14 protein-coding genes and 6 pseudogenes are annotated in these 19,282 nt (G+C 70.4%); 7 read left to right on the top strand and 13 right to left on the bottom strand.

Annotation, left to right across the window (positions count from 1 at the left end; all coding sequences use genetic code 11):
* Positions 1-29 precede the first annotated feature (29 nt).
* The 3 genes and pseudogenes from K1X59_RS04960 (at position 30) to K1X59_RS04950 (ending at position 2,103) form a co-directional block, all read left to right on the top strand.
* A pseudogene (locus K1X59_RS04960) lies at positions 30-891 on the top strand (spermidine synthase).
* Between the two features lie 152 nt (positions 892-1,043).
* Positions 1,044-1,570 (top strand): annotated as a pseudogene (locus tag K1X59_RS04955) (hypothetical protein).
* Between the two features lie 44 nt (positions 1,571-1,614).
* The gene (locus tag K1X59_RS04950; protein ID WP_183152019.1) at positions 1,615-2,103 is read left to right on the top strand and encodes a SprT-like domain-containing protein; all 489 of its coding nucleotides are present in this window, start codon (positions 1,615-1,617) and stop codon (positions 2,101-2,103) included.
* A gap of 239 nt (positions 2,104-2,342) precedes the next feature.
* On the opposite strand, the pseudogene K1X59_RS04945 reads toward K1X59_RS04950, so the two are convergent.
* From K1X59_RS04945 to K1X59_RS04895, 12 genes and pseudogenes are all read right to left on the bottom strand, one after another.
* Positions 2,343-2,585, bottom strand: a pseudogene (locus K1X59_RS04945) (DUF3054 domain-containing protein); the annotation flags it as partial.
* A 65-nt stretch (positions 2,586-2,650) separates the two neighbouring features.
* Complete coding sequence (locus K1X59_RS04940) at positions 2,651-3,310, bottom strand: 2-phosphosulfolactate phosphatase (protein ID WP_220173989.1); 660 nt, start codon at positions 3,308-3,310, stop codon at positions 2,651-2,653.
* A gap of 18 nt (positions 3,311-3,328) precedes the next feature.
* Positions 3,329-4,788 (bottom strand): annotated as a pseudogene (locus K1X59_RS04935) (FtsX-like permease family protein).
* Positions 4,785-5,546, bottom strand: coding sequence for an ABC transporter ATP-binding protein (locus tag K1X59_RS04930; protein ID WP_220173988.1), 762 nt, complete (start codon positions 5,544-5,546; stop codon positions 4,785-4,787). The pseudogene K1X59_RS04935 and the gene K1X59_RS04930 overlap by 4 nt, the downstream one beginning before the upstream one ends.
* Before the next feature lie 191 nt (positions 5,547-5,737).
* A complete protein-coding gene (locus tag K1X59_RS04925) occupies positions 5,738-6,373 on the bottom strand; it encodes a response regulator transcription factor (RefSeq protein WP_220173987.1) in 636 nt (211 codons plus the stop codon).
* A complete protein-coding gene (locus K1X59_RS20845) occupies positions 6,370-7,077 on the bottom strand; it encodes a sensor histidine kinase (RefSeq protein WP_258567086.1) in 708 nt (235 codons plus the stop codon). The genes K1X59_RS04925 and K1X59_RS20845 overlap by 4 nt, the downstream gene beginning before the upstream one ends.
* Complete coding sequence (locus tag K1X59_RS20840; RefSeq protein ID WP_258567085.1) at positions 6,974-7,546, bottom strand: hypothetical protein; 573 nt, start codon at positions 7,544-7,546, stop codon at positions 6,974-6,976. Before K1X59_RS20840 ends, K1X59_RS20845 begins: the two co-directional genes overlap by 104 nt.
* A gap of 61 nt (positions 7,547-7,607) precedes the next feature.
* Positions 7,608-8,398 (bottom strand): annotated as a pseudogene (locus K1X59_RS04915) (class I SAM-dependent methyltransferase).
* Positions 8,399-8,438: 40 nt separating this feature from the next.
* Positions 8,439-9,593: an AMP-binding protein gene (locus K1X59_RS04910; protein ID WP_183152017.1), complete on the bottom strand. Its 1,155-nt coding sequence runs from the start codon at positions 9,591-9,593 to the stop codon at positions 8,439-8,441.
* Positions 9,594-9,606: 13 nt separating this feature from the next.
* Positions 9,607-10,526 (bottom strand): annotated as a pseudogene (locus K1X59_RS04905) (1,4-dihydroxy-2-naphthoyl-CoA synthase).
* An 84-nt stretch (positions 10,527-10,610) separates the two neighbouring features.
* Positions 10,611-11,606: a permease prefix domain 1-containing protein gene (locus K1X59_RS04900; RefSeq protein ID WP_183152016.1), complete on the bottom strand. Its 996-nt coding sequence runs from the start codon at positions 11,604-11,606 to the stop codon at positions 10,611-10,613.
* Between the two features lies 1 nt (position 11,607).
* A complete protein-coding gene (locus K1X59_RS04895) occupies positions 11,608-11,940 on the bottom strand; it encodes a PadR family transcriptional regulator (RefSeq protein WP_183152015.1) in 333 nt (110 codons plus the stop codon).
* A gap of 138 nt (positions 11,941-12,078) precedes the next feature.
* Between K1X59_RS04895 and K1X59_RS04890 the strand changes: the two genes are divergently transcribed.
* Complete coding sequence (locus K1X59_RS04890; RefSeq protein ID WP_220173986.1) at positions 12,079-13,062, top strand: o-succinylbenzoate synthase; 984 nt, start codon at positions 12,079-12,081, stop codon at positions 13,060-13,062.
* A 6-nt stretch (positions 13,063-13,068) separates the two neighbouring features.
* On the opposite strand, the gene K1X59_RS04885 is transcribed toward K1X59_RS04890, so the two are convergent.
* A complete protein-coding gene (locus K1X59_RS04885; RefSeq protein WP_220173985.1) occupies positions 13,069-13,692 on the bottom strand; it encodes a TetR/AcrR family transcriptional regulator in 624 nt (207 codons plus the stop codon).
* A gap of 131 nt (positions 13,693-13,823) precedes the next feature.
* Here K1X59_RS04885 and K1X59_RS04880 point away from each other — a divergent pair, with 131 nt between their 5' ends.
* The 3 genes from K1X59_RS04880 (at position 13,824) to K1X59_RS04870 (ending at position 19,279) form a co-directional block, all read left to right on the top strand.
* Complete coding sequence (locus K1X59_RS04880; protein WP_220173984.1) at positions 13,824-16,613, top strand: efflux RND transporter permease subunit; 2,790 nt, start codon at positions 13,824-13,826, stop codon at positions 16,611-16,613.
* Positions 16,610-18,583, top strand: coding sequence for a YhgE/Pip family protein (locus tag K1X59_RS04875; RefSeq protein ID WP_220173983.1), 1,974 nt, complete (start codon positions 16,610-16,612; stop codon positions 18,581-18,583). The genes K1X59_RS04880 and K1X59_RS04875 overlap by 4 nt, the downstream gene beginning before the upstream one ends.
* Before the next feature lie 105 nt (positions 18,584-18,688).
* Positions 18,689-19,279, top strand: coding sequence for a 2'-5' RNA ligase family protein (locus K1X59_RS04870; protein ID WP_244632399.1), 591 nt, complete (start codon positions 18,689-18,691; stop codon positions 19,277-19,279).
* Positions 19,280-19,282: the final 3 nt, after the last annotated feature.

Below are 19,282 nucleotides of genomic sequence, written 5' to 3'. Positions count from 1 at the left end.
GCCGCGTCCTCACGGCGTAGGCTCGGGCCATGGGCCGCACGCGAACGCGAGACACAGAGCATCCGCAGGCTCGGCTCGATCACGGCGGCATCGCGCGTGTCGTGCCGTCGGAGTTCACGAGCGGCTTCGAGCTCATCGTCGACGACACCCCGCAGTCGCACGTCGACCTCGACGATCCGACGCACCTCCACTTCGAGTACATCGTCCGTATGGGCGCGGTGATCGACCAGCTCCCCGATGGCCCCCTCACCGCGGTGCATCTGGGGGCAGGTGCGCTGACCATCCCCCGCTACATCGACGCCACGCGACCGGGCTCCCGGCAACAGGTGATCGAGCTCGAGGCCCCGCTCGCGCAGCTGGTCAGGGAGCACCTCCCCTCCCCCGAAGGGGGCAGCCATCCGCATCAGGATCGGCGACGCCCGCGAGGGAGTGCGCAGGCTCCCCGGCGCCCTGCGTGCGAACTGCGACCTCGTCGTCTCGGATGTCTACTCCGGCGCGCAGACACCGGCGCATCTCACGAGCGTGGAGTTCTATCGTGAACTCGCCGAGCTGCTCGCCCCGCGCGGGGTGCTCCTCGTCAACGTCGCCGACGGCCCCGGCCTCGCGTTCGCCCGGCGTCAGGCGGCGACCATCGCGGCCGTGCTGCCCGAGATCGCCGTCCTGGCCGACACCCAGGTGCTCAAGGGGCGCCGGTTCGGAAACCTCGTGATCGCCGCATCCGCCTCTCCCCTCCCGACCGAGTGGCTGCCGCGCATGCTTGCGGCCGGCCCGCACCCCGCGAAGATCGCACAGGGCGCCGAGGTCTCCACCTTCGTCGAGGGAGCGAGGGTCGTCACGGACGCGGATGCCGTGGCCTCGCCACGCCCCGACGCCTCGCTGTTCCTGCGCTGATCGCCCCCTACGACCGGAACGCGGACCCGGACGTGGCCGACGCGGAGCGCCGCGCGGCGTGTCGCGGACAGGATGCGCAGAGCAGGGCGCGCCGCCCCGACGACCGCGCACCGGGAAGGCACACTGGACGGGGACGCTGCGGAAGGAGAGCAATGAGTTTCATCCGGGGATACGACCAGGAGACCCTCCGCGAGGTGGTCGATCTCGACGAGTGCGCGACCCGTCTCGCGGAGATCGAATCGCAGCGCAGCCTGCCCGCCCTGCTGGAGCGCGTCTGGCTGCTCAAGGTGCTCGGCCGTCTCGATGAGGCCCTCGCACTGGCCGACGAAGCCGTGCGCCAGGCCCGCATGGCCGGAACCCGCAGGACGTGCTGCGCGCCCGGGTCCTGCACGCGACGATCCTGCAGTATCGGGGCGCTCATGCCGCCGCCGAGCAGGAGTTGGCGACGTGCGCGACCGAGGCCGAAGGGCAGCGATGGCTGTCGATCGCCGCCTTCGCCTACCAGCATCACGGCAAGAACGCCTACGACGCCGGTGACTACGAGACCGCGCGGGAGAGCTTCAAGCTCTCGCTGTTCCTGCGGCGGGAATCCGGGGCAGAGGACAGCGAGCTCGAGACCGCGCTGCTCGCGATCGAAGCGGCCGAACGACGCCGTCCGTCGCAACTCGTCGCCGGATGAGCTCCTGCGACCGCGATGTCGGTCGTATGGCTTAGCCTGAGCGCATGGCGGAACTCGACCGTGTGCGCGTCTGGGGCGAAGCACTCATCACGTTGCATCTCGACGACAGCTGGACCTTCGGCTTCGACAATGCCAAGCGGCGTGCGGGGCAGTGCGACTACACGAAGAAGCGCATCACGGTGTCGCGCTATCTGGCGGCGCGGTTCGAGGACGACGACATCCATCAGGTCCTGCTGCACGAGGTCGCCCACGCTCTCGCCGGCCACGCCGCCGCGCACGGGCCGACCTGGAAACGCCTGGCGCGCGAACTCGGCTACGTGGGTGGCACGACGCATCACGGTGAGACCGCCGTCGAACTCGCCCCGTGGGTGGGCAGTTGCCCTGCGGGGCACGTGACCTACCGGCATCGCCGACCGACGCGGCCCACATCGTGCGCACGCTGCTCGCGCACGTACGATGCCAGGCACCTGTTCTCCTGGACGCGTCGCGAGATCTCGACCGACGCGCGGCTCGCGGCCCAGCTGCCGCGCTGATCCGGCCTCAGCGGGCCGGGTTCTCCGTGCTGTCCGGCGCGCCCCGATCGCGCCGTCCACCGCGTCATCGTGTGCGTCCGCAGTATCGTCGTGGACTTCGGCGATGTCGTCGTGCCCTTGCGCAGCGCTGCGGCGTCGACGCAGCAGGGCCGTGATCGCACGCCAGCCGACGAGGAACACCCCAGCACGATCGTCGCGACGATGATGAACGGCACCTCGGCCGTATCGCCGCTGAGCACGCGGATGAGCATCCCTCCGGCGACCGTGACGACCCACACGACCGCGCCCCACAGGACCGACCAGGGGCGGCGAGGCCTGCCCGGCAGCAGCGCCGCGAGCAGATGCCCCACGACCAGGGCGATCAGGAAGGGCCATGCGGTGAGCAGGAACCCTGCCGGGTTCTCATCGTGCGACGCACGACCGATCGCGGCGAAGACCAGCACGAGCACGATGTCGACGATGACGGCGGGAAGGTACCTCATGCCACGACCCTACGTGCCGACGACGGAACCACAGCCTCCCCCGCGGCAGGCGGCGGAGATCCGCGTCATTCGAGGCGGATGAAAGACCCCTGACGCAGCACCGGGACCACGTCGACGGCATCGAGCACGGCGGCGTCCGTCGTGCTCGTCGGCACCAGACCGGATGCTTCGATGCGAGCTGTCGCCTCGACGCCGACGGCGAGCTCCCGGCCGGAGCCGCTCGCACCGACCATGTGCCGCACCGCGCCGCGAAGGGCTCGGAACCCCTCGGCGGCGACCGCGGCATCCGGTGCTGTGTGGTCGATGCCCCGATCCGAGAGGGCCAGGATGATCGCACCGGCGCCGAGTTGATCCTCGACCGCGAACCGCAGGGCGCCTGCCGCGTCGGCCTCGCCCGCCGCGATGACCGCGACCGACGTCCGGGCCTGTCGGCGCTCCTGGATCGTCTGCACCGCCCTGGCCACGGCTGACGCATTGCGGATGCCGCCGACGAGCACCGTCGCGTCGGCGGAGACCGCGGAGGCGACGGCCGCGCCGTTCCGCGACCACTCCTCCGCCTCCGCCAGCGCGACCTCGGCTCCGGATGCCACCGCATCGATCACGGTGGAGGAGAACCGCAGCACGTCCACGACGATGACGACGTCACTCGCGGCGAGCCGGGCAAGACCCGCGGTGCCCCAGTCGAGGCGGACCTGATACGTGGACTGATCGAACGGCGACGGCATCCGACCAGCCTAGAGGCGTCAGTCCGCCGCGAGCGCCTCGACCGGAGCGACGCGAGTCGCGAGCCGGGTCGGCGCGGCTGCAGCCACCAGCGTGAGCACTGCCGTCGCCGCGACGATGATCGCGACAGGGAGCCACGGGATCTGCGGCGCCACGAGCCCCGCAGGAACGAAGTCGGGCAGCGTCGGCACCGAGCCGAGCAGCGACTGCGCGGCGATCCAGCCGTACACGACGCCCAGCACCAGACCCGTCAGGGTGGCGGCGACCGTGATGTGCGTGGCCTCGAGCAGGACCATCCGCCGCACCTGCCGGTTGGACAGGCCGATCGACCGCAGCAGGCCGAGTTCACGACGACGCTGCACCACGCCGATCGTGAGCAGGTTGACGAGGCCGACGGCGGCGATCACGGCAGACACCGCGACGAGCACCATCATGATCGCGGCGAAGGCATCCATCGGCGCGAAGAACTCCTCTGGCACGTCGCCCGTGACCTGACTCATCATCAGACGCTTGGCCGATTCGAGCGCCACCGCGAACATCGTCACCAGCGTCACGCCCATCACGACGCCGATCGCCATGCGCGACGAACGCTCCGGGTAGCGCAGCGCGTTCTCGGCCGCGAGGCGGGCCGTCGCGCTCGAGCCGAACATCCGCCCCACCAGCCGCAGGATCGGCGGCATGAAAAGCACCGAGCCGAGAGCCAGACCCGTGAACGAGAGCACGCCCCCGAAGAACGCGACAACGACACCGAGCGGAGTCATCAGGCCGACCAGCACACCCCCGCGAGAAGTGCGGCGCCGGTCGCCAGCAGGACCCAGGCGCCGATGTGCCGACCCGGCTTCCCGGAGACCTCGTCGTGCGTGCGCTCGACCGATCCGCCGAGGGCCTGCAACGGGGTCACCGACAGCACACGCCGCGAACCCGCCCACGCCGCAGCCCAGGTGGTGAGCGCGACACCGAGCGCCGGCAGCACGACGAACGGCTGCGCGAGGGAGAACGAGTCGGGAGCGTTGTCGATGATCTGCGCCCCGAGCTGCACTCCGAGCGTCGCGAGCAGCAGACCGGCGAGGAGCCCGATCGCCGCCCCGAGCACGCCGACGACGAGCCCCTGCCTTCCGACCTGCGCCCGCTGCGAGCGCGCCGTGGCTCCGATGAGGCGCATGAGCGCGATCTGCCTGGTGCGCCCGGCGATGATCGTCGAGAACGTGTTGGCGGTGACGATCGCGGCGACGTACATCGCGACGACGGTCAGCAGCACCGACAGCAGCGCCACGACGAAGGCGAGCGTCTCGCTGTCTCCGATGAAGGGGTCGGCCTGCAGCACCGCGCCGATGTAGGCGGTGATCTCGACCAGGAGGACGCCGAACGCGGCGGACAGGGCGGCCACCAGGATGCTGGCGCCCATGCCGCGGTCACGCAGCCAGGCCAGTCGTGGTCCGGTCGCCCGCGTCTCGGGGACGACCGTCGCGACGGCGGTCATGCCGCGACCTCCGCGGCGAGCATGTATGCGGAGATCTCCTCCGCGGTCTGGCGCGGGTGGTCGGCGACGATCCGGCCGTCGCCCAGGTAGAGCACCCGGTCGGCGTGACTCGCGGCGATCGCATCGTGCGTGACCATGGCGATGGACTGCCCGTGCTCCCGGCTCGCGGTGGCGAGAAGGCGCAGCACCTCCCGCCCCGTCTTGGAGTCGAGGTTGCCCGTCGGCTCGTCTGCGAACACCAAGTCGGGCGCCGTGGCCAGCGCACGGGCGATCGCCACGCGCTGCTGCTGCCCGCCGGAGAGCTGGTGCGGGCGGTGGCTCAGGCGCGAGCCGAGGCCGAGCGTCTCGACGAGTCCGTCGATGCGGGCCCGCTCGATCGCACTGGGGCGGCGTCCGTCGAGCTCGAACGGGAGCATAATGTTGCCGAGCGCGTCGAGCGTCGGCACGAGGTTGAAGGCCTGGAAGATGAAGCCGACTCGACGGCGGCGCAGGATCGTCAGGTCGATGTCGCCGAGACCCGTGATCTCGGTGTCGCCGATCCAGGCACGCCCTTCCGAGGGGCTGTCGAGCCCGGCCATGATGTGCATGAGGGTGGACTTGCCCGAGCCGGACGGTCCCATGATCGCGGTGAACTGTCCGCGGCGGATGCCCACGCTGACATCGTCGAGCGCATGAACCGTGCCCTCGCCGGAGCCGTAGGTCTTCTTCAGGTGCTGGACGCGGGCGGCGAGGCCCAGGTCGGTGGTCGTGATCTCCATGTCATCGACGCTATTTCGACCACTCCGGGCCGGTCATCGCCCTGCGGACGCATCCCCATACATCGGAAGGATGATCCCATGGGTGACGATTCACCGACCGCACAACGATCCACCGAGGTATCCCCACGACTTCCTCGGCGAAACGTCATCGAGCCGGCGGACCGTCCGGTGGGGGCGCCAACGGATGCCGGTCAGGCCAGACCGTGCTCGAAGGCGAAGACCACGAGCTGCACGCGGTCGCGCAGGGCGAGCTTCGTGAGGATGCGGCTGATGTGCGTCTTCACGGTCGCTTCGCTGAGGTATTCGCGTCCGGCGATCTCGGCGTTCGACAGGCCACGCGCCGCAAGAGCGAAGATCTCCTTCTCGCGGTCGGTGAGTGTGGCGTACTGCGGCGGCACCGGGGTGGGTGCTTCGGTGAAGTGCGCGAACAGGTCACGGGTCGCGGAGGCCGCGATCACGCTCGAACCCGCGTGCACCGTACGGATCGCGGCGAGCAGGAACTCGGGGTCGGCGTCCTTGAGGAGGAAGCCGCTCGCCCCCTGTCGGATCGCCCGCGCGGCGGCCTCGTCGAGATCGAACGTGGTGAGCATCACCACGCGCGGGGGCTCCGGACGTGTGAGGATCTCGGCCGTCGCAGTGAGCCCGTCCATGACCGGCATCCGGATGTCCATGAGCACCACGTCGGGCCGCGTCGCGCGGACGATCTCGAGCGCCTCCTGACCGTTGCCCGCCTCGCCGACCACCTCGAGGTCGGGCTGCGAGGCCACGAGCATCCTGATGCCGGCGCGGAACAGGGCCTGGTCGTCGACGAGTACGACGCGGATCATTCGGGGGCTCCGATCGGAAGCGTGGCATGGACGACGAACTGCGCCCCTCGGCGCTCGGCCTGAAGACTACCGCCGACGAGCTGCGCCCGTTCGCGCATCCCGATCACGCCGTGGCCGCCCGCCGTGGTCGTCGCCTCGTGCGGAATGGTGTTCCGCACATCGATGTCGACCCGGTCAGGGAGCCACGCGAGGTGCACGTCGACCGCGCCGTCGCCGTGCCGGATCGCGTTCGTGAGCGCCTCCTGGAGGATGCGGTAGACCGCGAGCTGGATCGCGCCCGGTGGTTCTCCCGGCGGCATGGGGTCGACCGTGACCCGGGGCTCGATCCCCGCCTGACGGACCTGCGCGAAGAGCGCCTCCAGGTCGGCGAGTGTCGGCTGCGGGCCGTCGCCCTGTCGGTGGCGGAGCTGGGTGAGGAGCATCCGCACGTCGCTCAGCGCCGCGCGCGCGGTCTGCGCGATGGTGCCGAGCGCTTCGGTCGCCATCTCGGGCTTCGTCGCGGCCGCGTAGCGCGCGCCATCCGCCTGCGCGATGACGACCGCGAGGGAATGTGCGACGACGTCGTGCATGTCGCGCGCGATGCGCACGCGCTCCTGCTCTTCAACGGCGAGGGACTCGGCCTGCAGTTGGGCCGCGCGGGTGCGCCGTGAGCGCAGCACCACCCGCCAGAGCAACCCGCACACCCAGGCGAAGCCGAGTGCCATGACCGAGGACCAGCAGGAGCGTGCCCGCCGTGACCTTCTCCCAGCCGCTGCCGGAGCCGAAGGCGACACCGTTGAACACGACCATGTAGAGGGCCGCGACGAGCCCGCCGACCAGCGCCGAACCGAAGCCCCACCAGAGCACCCGTCGGGTGCCCCATGCCGCCGTGGCGTAGAGCACGAGGAGGATCGCGAAGTCGATGGGAAGCGGACCGAACCCGGCGAGCATCTGCAGCACGGCGCCGACCCATGCGGCGGCGAGCGCGAGCCCCGGTGCGAGACGCCCGATAGCGACGCCGCCGAACATCAGCACGCCGGCGATGACCACGATCGCGATGGCCGCGCCGCCGGTGGCGGTGTTCCCGACGGCCGGGCCGTAGAACACCAGCGACATCGGCAGCAGGACGAGGAACAGCAGCGCCGCCCCGACGATGTCGAGGGTCAGCGCCGTGCGGGAGAGCGGGCGGATCACTCCCCCACGCTACGCGAGCACCCTGCCGCCGGCATCCGTCGCGGGATGTATCCGGCGCCGGTCAGGCGCGGGCGAGGATCTCGCCGTGCGGCACCAGGAACCAGCCGTCGCCGTCGTCGGCCCAGCGCTTCCACGCGTCGCTGATGTCCTGCAGATCGGCGGGAGTGGCCATGTCGCTGTCGACGAGCTGGCGGGCGAGCGCGGACTCGAGGATGCGGTCGGCCCACAGCCCTCCCCACCACGCGCGCTCCGCAGGGGACGCGTAGCACCAGGTGGATGCCGTCGCCGTCACGTCCTCGAAGCCGGCGGCGCGGGCCCACGCGAGCAGTCGACGCCCGGCATCGGGTTCGCCGCCGTTCGCGTGCGCGGCTGCGCGGTACAGGGTGAGCCATCGGTCGAGTTCGGGAAGCACGGGGAACAGAGGGAACCCGGCGTAGTCGGCGTCGCGGGCGGCGACGAGGCCGCCGGGCACGGTGACGCGACGCATCTCCCGGAGCGCCTGCACCGGGTCGCCGACGTGCTGCAGCACCTGATGCGCGTGCACGACGTCGAAGGAGTCGTCGGGAAGCTCAGCGCGTGCACGTCTTCCACCGAGAAGTCGAGGTTCGTGACGCCGCGCTCCTCGGCGAGGCGACGGGACAGCGACAGGGCGTCCTCGTCGATCTCGGTGGCGGTGACGTGGGCGACCACTCCCGCGAAGTCGACCGTGATGCTCCCGGGCCCGGCCCCGACGTCGAGGAGCCTGGTCGCCGCGGTGAGGTGCGGGCGAAGGTAGGCCGCGGAGTTCGCGATGTCGCGCACGTTGTGCGAGCGGAGGACGGATTCGTGGTGTCCATGCGTGTAGGTGGCCATGACGCCCAGTCTGGCAGAGCTGCGCGCTGCGGCTTCGGGATCAGTGCAGGTCGGCGACGGTTCGCCGGATCGCCTCGCGGTCGGGCTTGCCGGAGGACAGGAGGTCGATCTCGTCGACCACGATCAGGCGAGCCGGACGTGCGTGCCTGCCGAGCTCGTGCTCCACGGCGTCGCGCGCATGCGCCAACTGCTCGGACTCGCTGCGTCGCAGCACCTCTCCCCGAGCCGCGACGATCACCGAGGCCTCACCCCAGCGCTCGTCCTCGACGCCGACCACGACCGCCTCATGCAGTCCCGCGATCCGGCGCACGATCCGCTCGACGCGGTCGAGGGAGATGTTGATGCCGCCCGACACGATCACGTTGTCTGCGCGGCCGTGCACCCGCACCACGCCGTCTTCGACGAGGCCGAGGTCGCCGGTGCGGTACCAGCGGATGCCGTGCTCATCGCGCACGAACGTGCGGGCGGTCAGCGAACCGTCGCCCAGGTAGCCCTCGGCGAGCATGGGCCCGGCGATGCGCAGCTCGCCATCGACGGTGCGAACCCCGACCGTGTCGAGCGGCACACCGTCGTACACGCACCCGCCGCTGGTCTCGGTCGAGCCGTAGGTGCGCACGAGCCGCACGCCGAGGTCGGCCGCCCGTTCGCGCAGCGGCTCCGGGAGAGACTGTCCGCCCACCAGGATCGCGCGATACGCCGTGAGCGCCGCCCGCACCGCGGTGTCGTCTGCGGCATCGAGCAGCGTGGCGACCTGGGCCGGCACCAGCGAGGTGAACAGCTCGGGGAGGCCCACACCCGACGATGGGCGCAGCATCCCGAGCGTGGCTTCCGCGAAGGACTCCGGCGAGAACCGGCCCTCGATCGTCGCGGGGCGCGTGTCGGCGAGGATCGAGCGCACGATCACCTGGAGTCCGGCGACGTACCCTGCCGGGAGCGCGAGCAGCCAGCGTCCGCTCCCGATGCGTGCCGCGGTCGCCTCGGCGCTGGCCCGCAGAGCCTCACCGCTGAGCGCGACCCGCTTCGGGATGCCGCTCGACCCCGAGGTCGCGATCACGGCCGCGATGCCGTCCGCCACGTTCTCGAGGGCGCCGGAGACCATACCCAGCCCGAGCGCCGGTCCGCCCTCGAGTGCGCGTTGCAGGGCGTCCCGCAGCAGATCCGGATCTTCGGCATCCGTGGGGATCAGCGCGGTCATGCGGGCCTCCGACTCAGTAGTGCCAGGGGAACGACGACCAGTCGGGGTCGCGCTTCTCGAGGAACGAGTCGCGGCCCTCGACGGCTTCGTCCGTTCCGTAGGCCAAGCGTGTCGCCTCCCCGGCGAAGACCTGCTGGCCGACGAGTCCATCGTCGACCGCGTTGAAGGCGAACTTCAGCATGCGGATCGCGGTAGGCGACTTGGTCAGCACGGTGCGCGCCATCTTCAGCGCCTCGCGCTCGAGCTCGGCGTGCGGCACGACGCGGTTCACGGCCCCCGCTTCGTATGCCCGCTGTGCGGAGTACTCCTCGGCGAGGAAGAACACCTCGCGGGCGAACTTCTGTCCCGTCTGACGAGCCATGTACGCGGAGCCGTATCCGGCGTCGAAGCTGCCGACGTCGGCATCCGTCTGCTTGAAGCGCGCCTCTTCGGCGGACGCGATCGTGAGGTCGCACACGACGTGCAGGGAGTGCCCGCCGCCGGCCGCCCATCCGGGCACGACCGCGATGACGACCTTGGGCATGAAGCGGATGAGTCGCTGCACTTCGAGGATGTGCAGGCGGCCCACCGCGGCGCGACTCGCGCCGTCGACGACCGCGGTCTCGGTGTCCGAGTACTTGTACCCGTCGCGACCGCGGATGCGCTGATCGCCCCCGAGCAGAACGCCCAGCCGCCGTCCTTCGGGCTCGGGCCGTTGCCGGTGAGGAGCACCGCTCCGATACGCGCATCCTGTCGGGCGATGTCGAGCGCCCGGTACAGCTCGTCGACCGTGTGCGGTCGGAAGGCGTTGCGCACTTCGGGCCGGTTGAACGCGATGCGTGCCACCCCGCCGTCGTGCGAGACGTGGGCGGTGATGTCCGTGTAATCCTCGGCGCCGGGTGCGAGCACCCATTCGGCCGGGTCGAACAGGTCGGAGACGAAGGCATCGGTCACGACATCCAGCCTATTCCTCGGCCCGCTCCGGCGAGGCAGGAAGCGCCGCCCCGACCGGGACGGCGCTTCCTGCGTCCTGTGCGCTCAGACGCGGCCTGCGCGTGAGGCCTTGACCCACCCGTCGACGATGTCCCACCCGACGCCGACCGCGATCCCGAATCCGAGCAGGACCGCGACGATGCGGAAGACGCCGCCCTCGGCTGCCGATTCGGCTTGGCCTGCGGCGAGGCCCTCGCCGCCCGCTGCGGCGATCTGCGCGAGGAACTCCGGATTGACGAGCTGACCCGTGAGGAGCAGGAACACGACCCACGCGAGGAACGCCAGAGCGAGGAGCGTGTTCGCCACGGCCAGCCCGGTGGTCCACCGCCTGGTGCGGTAGAGCACCACGGCGAAGACGGCCTCCGCGACGATCAGCAGGAACAGGAGACCGATCCCCCACGGCCACAGGGAAGGGGCGAGGACGGGCAGCGGATGGCCGTCGACCACGACGAAGCCGCGGAACCGGTCCCAGAGGAGCGCGCCGACAGAGATTCCGAGGAAGACGAGCGAGGCGATCAGCTCACTCCGCCCCACACCCTTCTCGGTCGGCTCCGGCAGCTGATCGACATCCCATTTCCCTATCGCCGACGTGCTGTTGCTGCGCTCGAGGATGACGAACACCAGTGTCGTCCAGAAGCAGATGTGCAGGATCGCTCCGCCGGTGACGAGGATCGAGGTCGAGATGATCTCTCCCACGGGCGCGGCGGAGATCGTCTGGCCGAGCGCCACGGCCCCGAGCACGCAGACGGGCACGATCGTCAGCAGCAGCTTGAGCAGCCGCCACCACGTCAGGTAGAACCGCGGGCCGATGAGGTACAGCGGACGATCCGCGTATCCCGCAGCCAGGACGCCGGGATCCCCGAGTTCGGTGAGGACTGCGCGTTCCGCCGCGTCGGGCGTCTCCCCCTGTTCGAGTCTGGCCTCGACCGCATCGGCGATCGCGGCTTCGAGCTCGGCACGGACATCCTCTTGCGTCTCCGGACGGAGGCTTCGGATCGTGGCGGTGATGTAGCGCTCGGTGAGCGTGGCAGTCGTGGTCATGTCAGTTCTCCTCTGCGGTGAGGGAGGCGATCGCCGTGGTGAGCGACCGCCATTCGTCGGTGAGGGTGTCGGCCAGACGGACGCCGGCATCCGAGGTGCGGTAGAACTTGCGGGGCCGTGCCTCGTCGGTGTTCCACTCGCTCGTGAGGTACTCCTGCTTCTCCAGCCGGCGCAGCAGCGGGTACAGCGTGTTCGCGTCGGTGGCGAAGCCGCGCTGCTCGAGTTGCTCGAGCAGCGAGTAGCCGTATCCCGGCGTGCGCAGCAGTTGCAGGCACGCGAGCACCACGGTGCCGCGCCGCAGTTCCTGCAGGTGCGTGTCGAGCGTCTCGTTCATGTCGATCACATTACTGTGCGTCACACACCATTGTCAATCACACATTTATGTCGGACGTGCGCCCCGACGAAACCCGGGGCGGAGACTCACCCGCACGGTGCACGGCGCGCGACGCCCCGCACAGAGCAGAATGGGCTCATGATCCCGCCGCTCGCAGAACTGGTCGACTCGGCCAGGGTCGTCGCCCTCCCGATGCACAGTCGCTTCCGCGGCGTCGATGTGCGGGAGGCCCTGCTCTTCGAGGGCCCGGAAGGGTGGGCCGAGTTCTCGCCTTTCACGGAGTACGACGATGCCGAGGCCGCCACGTGGCTCGCTGCCGCGATCGACTTCGCGTGGCGTGAGCAGCCGACGCCGCTGCGCGACCGGATCGGCGTGAACGCCACGGTGCCGGCGATCGACGCCGCGCGCGTGCCAGAGCTGCTGGCGAGGTTCCCGGGGTGTCGCACGGCGAAGGTCAAGGTCGCCGAGCCTGGCCAGACCCTCGCCGACGACGTGGAACGCGTGCGGGCCGTCCGCGAAGCCATGGGACCGGAAGGACGCATCCGCGTCGACGCGAACGGCGCCTGGAACGTCGACGAGGCCGAGCACGCGGTGCACGCGCTGGGCGAATACGACCTGGAGTACGTGGAGCAGCCGTGTGCGAGCGTGGCCGAGCTGGCCGACCTGCGCACGCGCGTGAAGCACATGGGCATCCCGGTGGCCGCGGACGAGAGCGTCCGGAAGTCGACCGACCCCCTGGCCGTCGCCCGTGCCGGCGCCGCCGACCTGCTCGTCGTCAAGGCCCAGCCGCTGGGCGGCATCACGCACGCGCTGCAGATCGTGACCGCCGCGGGGCTCCCCGTCGTGGTGTCGAGCGCCTTGGACACAGCGATCGGGCTCTCGCAGGGCGCCGCGCTCGCTGCAGCACTCCCGAGCCTCGACTACGACTGCGGCCTCGGCACGGCATCGCTCTTCCTCGACGACGTGGCCGACCGACGCCCCGTCGACGGAGCGATCACGGTCGGTCGCGTGACGCCCGACGGCGACGCTCTCACGCGTCTCGCCGCATCGGACGAGCGCCGGGAGTGGTGGCTGGCTCGCCTCGCACGCTGCCACTACGAATTGACGGCCGCCGCGGAGTGATCGGGGCTAGGACTCGATGAGCAGCTGGACCAGGCGTCCGAGCTCCTCGCCGCCCGAGTGGCGCAGCTGCGCGTCGTCCTGGCCTGCCATGGCTCCGCGCACGGTCATGCCCTCCCAGAAGATCAGGAGCATGCGCGCCGCGGTCTCGGCGGGCAGTCGCAGCCGCAGGAGTCCCGCAGTGACGATGTCGTCGACGATCCGGGCGATGCTCGAGACCATCTCGCGCTCCTGCGCGAGGTAGGCCTCGCCGAACTTCGGGTCACGGAGCGCGCGGATGCGGATCTCGCTCAGCAGCATCACGCCGAGACGATCGTCTCCGCCCAATTCCATGATCTGCTGCACGAGGTCGATGGGATCGCACCCCTCGACCAGGGCGCCCGCAGCAGTCAGCTCCTCGACACGCGTGCGCACGGCGTTGACGCGCACCTCGGAGACGCTCGCGGCGAGCATCAGGAACAGCTCGTCCTTGGATTCGAAGTTCGAGTAGAACGCTCCCCGCGTGAACCCCGCACGCTCGCACACGGCTTCGACGGAGGCGCCGTCGAGACCGACCTCGGCGAACACCTGCGCCGCCGCTTCGAGCAGACGCGCACGCGTGTTCACGCGGCTTCGGGTTGCGGGTGTCGACATCGAGCCCTCCTGACCCTTCACTCTCGCACGATTCACACCCCGCACACAGACTCATCCGGGCGGGTCACCTTACGATACAACTATGTATTGGATACACCTGTGTATCCACCCCGCACCCTTCGGAGGAACGCGTGTCCACTCTCCTGTCCTCGCTCGGACGCTGGTCGTTCCGGCACCCCTGGCGCGTCCTCGTGTCGTGGCTGCTCGCACTCGGCATCGCCGGAGCAGGCGCCCTCGTGCTGGGCGCAGGTACGGACAACACGTTCTCGATCCCCGGCACCGAGTCTCAGGCGGGCCTCGAGCAGCTCTCGCGCTCCTTCCCGCAGGTGAGCGGAACGAACGCGCAGTTCATCGTGGTGGCCGCCGACGGCGACCAGATCACGGATGACGACTACCGCGAGCACATCGAAGACGCCGTCGACGACCTCTCCGACCTCGACGGCGTGCTCGCGGCCACCTCGCCCTACGACGAGATGGTCAACGGCATGATCAACGACGACGACACGGCGGCCATCGTCCGCGTGCAGTTCGACGGTGAATCCACCGATGTCTCGGATGACACGAAGGACGCTCTGCGCACCGTCGTGAGCGACCTCGACGCCGAGCTCCCCGACGGCGCGCAGACCGCACTCGGCGGCGACCTCTTCGCGATCTCCATCCCCGGCGTCACCCTGACCGAGGCGGTCGGACTCCTGATCGCGCTGCTGGTGCTCATCGTCACGTTCCGGTCGTTCGTGGTCGCCGGACTCCCCCTGCTCACCGCGATCCTCGGCGTCGGCATCTCCATGGCCGGGATCTTCACCGCGACCGCCTTCGCGACCGTCTCCTCCACCACCCCGCTGCTGGCACTCATGCTCGGGCTCGCCGTCGGCATCGACTACGCGCTGTTCATCATGGCGCGACATCAGGATCAGGTGCGCGAGGGCGTCGATCCGGAGGAGTCCGCCTCCCGCGCGGTCGGCACGGCCGGCTCCGCCGTCGTGTTCGCCGGTGTCACGGTGCTCATCGCCCTGATCGGCCTCGGCTTCGCCGGCATCCCGTTCCTGACGACCATGGGCGTCGCGGCCTCGGTCGCGGTCGCCGTGGCCGTCGCGATCGCCGTGACCCTCACTCCTGCCCTGCTCGGGTTCATGAAGGGCAAGGTGGTCGGCCGGCCCCGACGCGCCCCGAAGGCGAAGAAAAAGGGCACGGACGACGACGCCGCACCGACGGCTCCGGCTCGCGTCAAGGGCAGCCTCCGATGGGTGAACGGCGTGACCAAGCGCCCTCTCCTGGTGTCGCTCGCCGTCGTGATCGGCCTGGGGATCGTGGCCATCCCCGCTCTGAGCCTCAACCTCGCCCTGCCGAACGCCGGAGTGCTGCCGAAGGACTCCGAGGCCAGGCAGACCTACGACCTCGTGGGCGAGGAGTTCGGCCCCGGCTTCAACGGTCCACTGATCCTCACGGGCACGATCGTCACCTCCACCGACCCCCTCACCCTGATGGAAGACCTCGGGGACGCCGTCGCCGACGTCCCCGGTGTCAAGGAGGTCGCCCTCGCGACACCGAACGAGACCGCAGACACCGGCATCGTGCAGATCATCCCGGAGACCGCACCGGACGACCCGGCGACCGCCGACCTGGTGCGTGAACTCCGCAGCCACCACGACGAGTGGCTCGACGAATTCGGCATCGACCTCAAGGTGACCGGCTTCACGGCGGTGGGGATCGACATCTCCGACCAGCTCGGCAACGCGCTGCTGCCCTTCGGCATCTTCGTGATCGGCCTCTCGCTGATCCTGTTGACGATCGTGTTCCGTTCACTGTGGGTGCCGATCACCGCAGCAGCGGGATACCTGCTCTCGATCGTCGCCGCGTTCGGCGTCGTCGGTGCCGTGTTCGAATGGGGCTGGTTCGCCGACCTGCTGCACGTCGCCAAGGTCGGTCCGATCATCAGCTTCATGCCGATCATCCTGATGGGCGTGCTGTTCGGACTCGCGATGGACTACCAGGTGTTCCTCGTCTCGCGCATGCGGGAGGACTTCGTGCACGACCCGGACTCGAAGAGCCCCGATCGGGCGAAGCGGCGTGCCGCGGCACTGCGCACGGTGCGCAGCGGGTTCACCGGTTCGGCGAAGGTCGTCACCGCGGCCGGCCTGATCATGTTCGCGGTGTTCGTGGCGTTCGTCCCCGAAGGCGACTCCTCTCTCAAGCCGATCGCGCTCGGTCTCGCCGCCGGCATCGCGATCGACGCCTTCCTGGTGCGGATGACCCTCATCCCGGCGCTGATGGCGATCCTCGGGGAACGCGCCTGGGAGCTCCCGCGCTGGCTGGAGAAGATCCTGCCGCGCGTGGACGTCGAAGGCGAGGCCGTCGAACGCGAGCGCCACCTCGCCGACTGGCCGGGCGACGGATCCGTCGTCGCCGCCGACGACCTCGAGATCGCTGCCGACGCGCCGATCATCGAAGGCCTCTCGCTGCGTCTGCCCGAATCAGGGGCACTCGTCGCGACCGGCGGCGACGTGCGTGCGCGGCGAGCCCTGGCGCTCACGGTCGCCGGGCGTCTGACGCCGACGGATGGCCGCATCCGCGTGGCGGGACACCTGCTGCCGGGTCGCGCCGCCTGGGTGCGCGGCCACGTCGGCTGCGTGCTCGTCGACGACGCGGACACCGCACTGGGCGACCTCGTCGAAGCCCTGCGAGGCACCTCTCGCCTCGTCGTGATCGACGGGCTCGACCGTCTCACCGGCGGCCGACGGGATCAGGCGACCGCGATGCTGCGCGACGCCGCCGCCGCTCGGTCGCTCGCGGTGTTCGTCACGGCATCCGATGCCCACGCCGCCCGCAGCATCCTCGCCGAGGCCGGATGGCCCGAGGCGCAGACTCTCGACACGCAGGCTCCGCACCGGAGCGCCGCAGAATCCACCGAGGTGACCGCATGACCCTCCCCATCGAGCGCGCACGCTCCCGCAAGCCCATCACCTGGCTGACCCTCCTCGGCGTGCTGTTGCTGCCCGCCGCGGTCGGCGGCATCCTGGTCGCGGCGCTCCAGAACCCGACCGAGCGTCTGGACTCCATGACCGCGGCGATCGTCAACCTCGACGAACCCGTGACGATCGACGGGCAGACCACCCCGCTCGGCCGCCAGCTCGCCGCGGGACTCGTCGACGGCTCCGACGACCTGGACTCGAACCTCACGTGGGTCATCTCCAATGAGGACGATGCGAAAGACGGGCTCGCCGACGGGTCCTACCAGGCCGTCATCACGATCCCCGAGGACTTCTCCGCTGCGGCCACCTCGGCCGGCACGGCCATCTCCGACGGCGGCGGCGACGCGGAGCAGGCGACCATCACGGTGACGACCCCGGATGACGGACTCGTCGCCGACGACCTCATCACCGGCCAGATCGCCGACGTCGCCGCGTCGACGATGGGCACGATGCTCACCGAGGCCACGACCGAGAACATCCTCGTGGGGTTCACCACGATCGGCGATCAGATCGGCGATGCGGCAGACGGCGCGCTGAAGCTCGCGGACGGCGCTCGTGACGCGGCGACCGGCGCGGCGGCGATCCCCGACGGCGCCTCGAAGCTGGCCTCCGGCGCGGGCGAACTCGGAACCGGGGCCTCGTCGCTCGCGACCGGACTCGACACCATCGCGGGCAAGACGAGGGAGGCGGCGGCCGGCGCGGCGCAGATCGGGTCGGGACTGACCAGCGGCGGAACGACCCTGCAGCAGAACGTCGGCGGGACGCAAGAGCTCGTCGGCGCGATCCAGGGGGCATCCGCCTCGGCGAAGTCGGCCTCGGACACGTCGATCGCTCTGGCCGGGAGGCTCGGCGCGCTGGCGCAGACCGCCTGCACGCCACCCGTCGCGGACCAGGCGCAGTGCGACCTGTACACCTCCCTCGCCTCCGACGCGGCAGCCGTGGCGAAGGATGCCGGGACCGCATCCGGAACCCTCGACAACCCGAAGGTCGCCGGTGGCGTCGCCGCACTCCCCGGCACGATCAGCACTCTCGCGTCGAGCATGACTCAGGCGGGCGCCGGCGCGACGCAGCTCGCGGGGGGCCTCACCCAGCTCGCGGATCAGGGCATCGCCGCATCCGCGACCGGCGCACGGGGCATCGCTTCGGGTGCAGGCCAGCTGTCAGAGGGCGCGACCGCTCTCGCCGACGGCGCCACCGAGCTCACGACCGGGCTCGACACCCTGGCGACGGGTACCGGTGATCTCGCCGGTGGGCTGCGCACAGCATCCGATTCGCTCCCGTCGTTCAGCGACAGCGATTCGAAGTCGCTCGCCTCGGTGATCGCCGACCCCGTGTCGTCGAACTCCTCGATGAACACCATCTTCGGCCCGACCGCGATCCCCCTCCTGGCGGCGGTCGTGCTGTGGTTCGGCGGACTCGCGACGTTCGTGGTGATGCGCGCGCACACCGCCCGCACCCTCACTTCTCGACGGTCCTCCGCCGCCCTGACGTTGCGCGCCTTCGCACCCGCTGCGCTGATCGGCGCGGGACAGGGACTGCTGGTGTCGTTGATCGTGCAGATCGTGGCGAGCTACGACGCGGCCACCTGGTGGACGTTCGCCGGCACCGCGGTGCTCGCCGGCGTGGTGTTCGCGGCGGTCAACCAGGCCCTCGTCGCCCTGTTCGGCGGCGTCGGACGGTGGGTCTCCGCGCTGGTCGGCGTCCTGGCCGTGGCGACCGGGCTGATCTCGACCGTGCCGGGGTGGCTCGCGGGGCTCGGGGCTGCTCTGCCCACGGCACCGGCCTTCGCGGGCTTGATCGCCGGAAGCGGATCCGCGGTCGCTGCCCTCGCGGTGTGGGGTGTGCTGTCGCTCGTGGCCACGACGCTCGCGGTCACGCTGCGGCGCACGACTTCGGCGAAGGCGGTCCTCGCCACCACCTGACACCTGTTCCTCCCCCGGCCCGGCGCGTCGACATGTGGCGCGCCGGGCCAGCGTTTGTGACCGTCTCCGTTTCGCATGCGGCGCGCCGCGACCTAGGCTCCTGCCATGCGCCGACCGTTCATGGACACCCCCGAGCAACTCGCGAGTCTGGAGGGGCAGCAGTACCTCGTGCTCCGGCCCACGGGGGCGGTCGCCGAGGTCTACCGGGAGGTCCAGGATGCCGCGCTCGCACGCCTCGACTCCCCGGCACGGCGTCCGCACACCGGGCACATCACCCTCCGGGGCTTCTACGAGCCGGAACGTCGTGAAGAGCTCGCCACGCTGATCCGTATGTGGGCCACGCAGCAGCGCCCGATCGAAGCGATCGCCGAAGCCGTGGACGAATTCCCCTCTCCCTGGCAGATCGTGATCGTGCGCCTCGCCCGCAGCACGTCACTCGTCTCGGCGTACTCATCCCTGACCACTGCATTGGACGGCACGAGCTTCCGCCGCCTCGGCGAACTGCCGCTGGAGGAGTGGACCTTCCACCTGTCGGTGCTCTACGGAAAGACTCTCCAGCCGGAGGAGTGGTCGCGGTTCACACAGGCGGAGCTGCGCGCCTTCGAACCAGCGTCTACCGAGACGATCACCGAAGCCGAACTGGTTTGGTACGAACACGGCGTCGAATACGCGGAGGTGCTGCCCCTCGGCGGTTGACGC

Origin of the sequence: Microbacterium sp. Se5.02b (assembly GCF_019464375.1) — a bacterium.
Classification (GTDB): Bacteria; Actinomycetota; Actinomycetes; order Actinomycetales; family Microbacteriaceae; genus Microbacterium.
This window is presented reverse-complemented; position numbering and strand designations above follow the sequence as displayed.

Coding starts and splice junctions, on each gene's coding strand:
- K1X59_RS04950 (WP_183152019.1), top strand. CDS start 1,615: ATGGCGGAACTCGACCGTGTGCGCGTCTGGGGCGAAGCACTCATCACG.
- K1X59_RS04940 (WP_220173989.1), bottom strand. CDS start 3,310: ATGCCGTCGCCGTTCGATCAGTCCACGTATCAGGTCCGCCTCGACTGG.
- K1X59_RS04930 (WP_220173988.1), bottom strand. CDS start 5,546: ATGGAGATCACGACCACCGACCTGGGCCTCGCCGCCCGCGTCCAGCAC.
- K1X59_RS04925 (WP_220173987.1), bottom strand. CDS start 6,373: ATGATCCGCGTCGTACTCGTCGACGACCAGGCCCTGTTCCGCGCCGGC.
- K1X59_RS20845 (WP_258567086.1), bottom strand. CDS start 7,077: ATGGCACTCGGCTTCGCCTGGGTGTGCGGGTTGCTCTGGCGGGTGGTG.
- K1X59_RS04910 (WP_183152017.1), bottom strand. CDS start 9,593: ATGACCGCGCTGATCCCCACGGATGCCGAAGATCCGGATCTGCTGCGG.
- K1X59_RS04900 (WP_183152016.1), bottom strand. CDS start 11,606: ATGACCACGACTGCCACGCTCACCGAGCGCTACATCACCGCCACGATC.
- K1X59_RS04895 (WP_183152015.1), bottom strand. CDS start 11,940: ATGAACGAGACGCTCGACACGCACCTGCAGGAACTGCGGCGCGGCACC.
- K1X59_RS04890 (WP_220173986.1), top strand. CDS start 12,079: ATGATCCCGCCGCTCGCAGAACTGGTCGACTCGGCCAGGGTCGTCGCC.
- K1X59_RS04885 (WP_220173985.1), bottom strand. CDS start 13,692: ATGTCGACACCCGCAACCCGAAGCCGCGTGAACACGCGTGCGCGTCTG.
- K1X59_RS04875 (WP_220173983.1), top strand. CDS start 16,610: ATGACCCTCCCCATCGAGCGCGCACGCTCCCGCAAGCCCATCACCTGG.
- K1X59_RS04870 (WP_244632399.1), top strand. CDS start 18,689: ATGCGCCGACCGTTCATGGACACCCCCGAGCAACTCGCGAGTCTGGAG.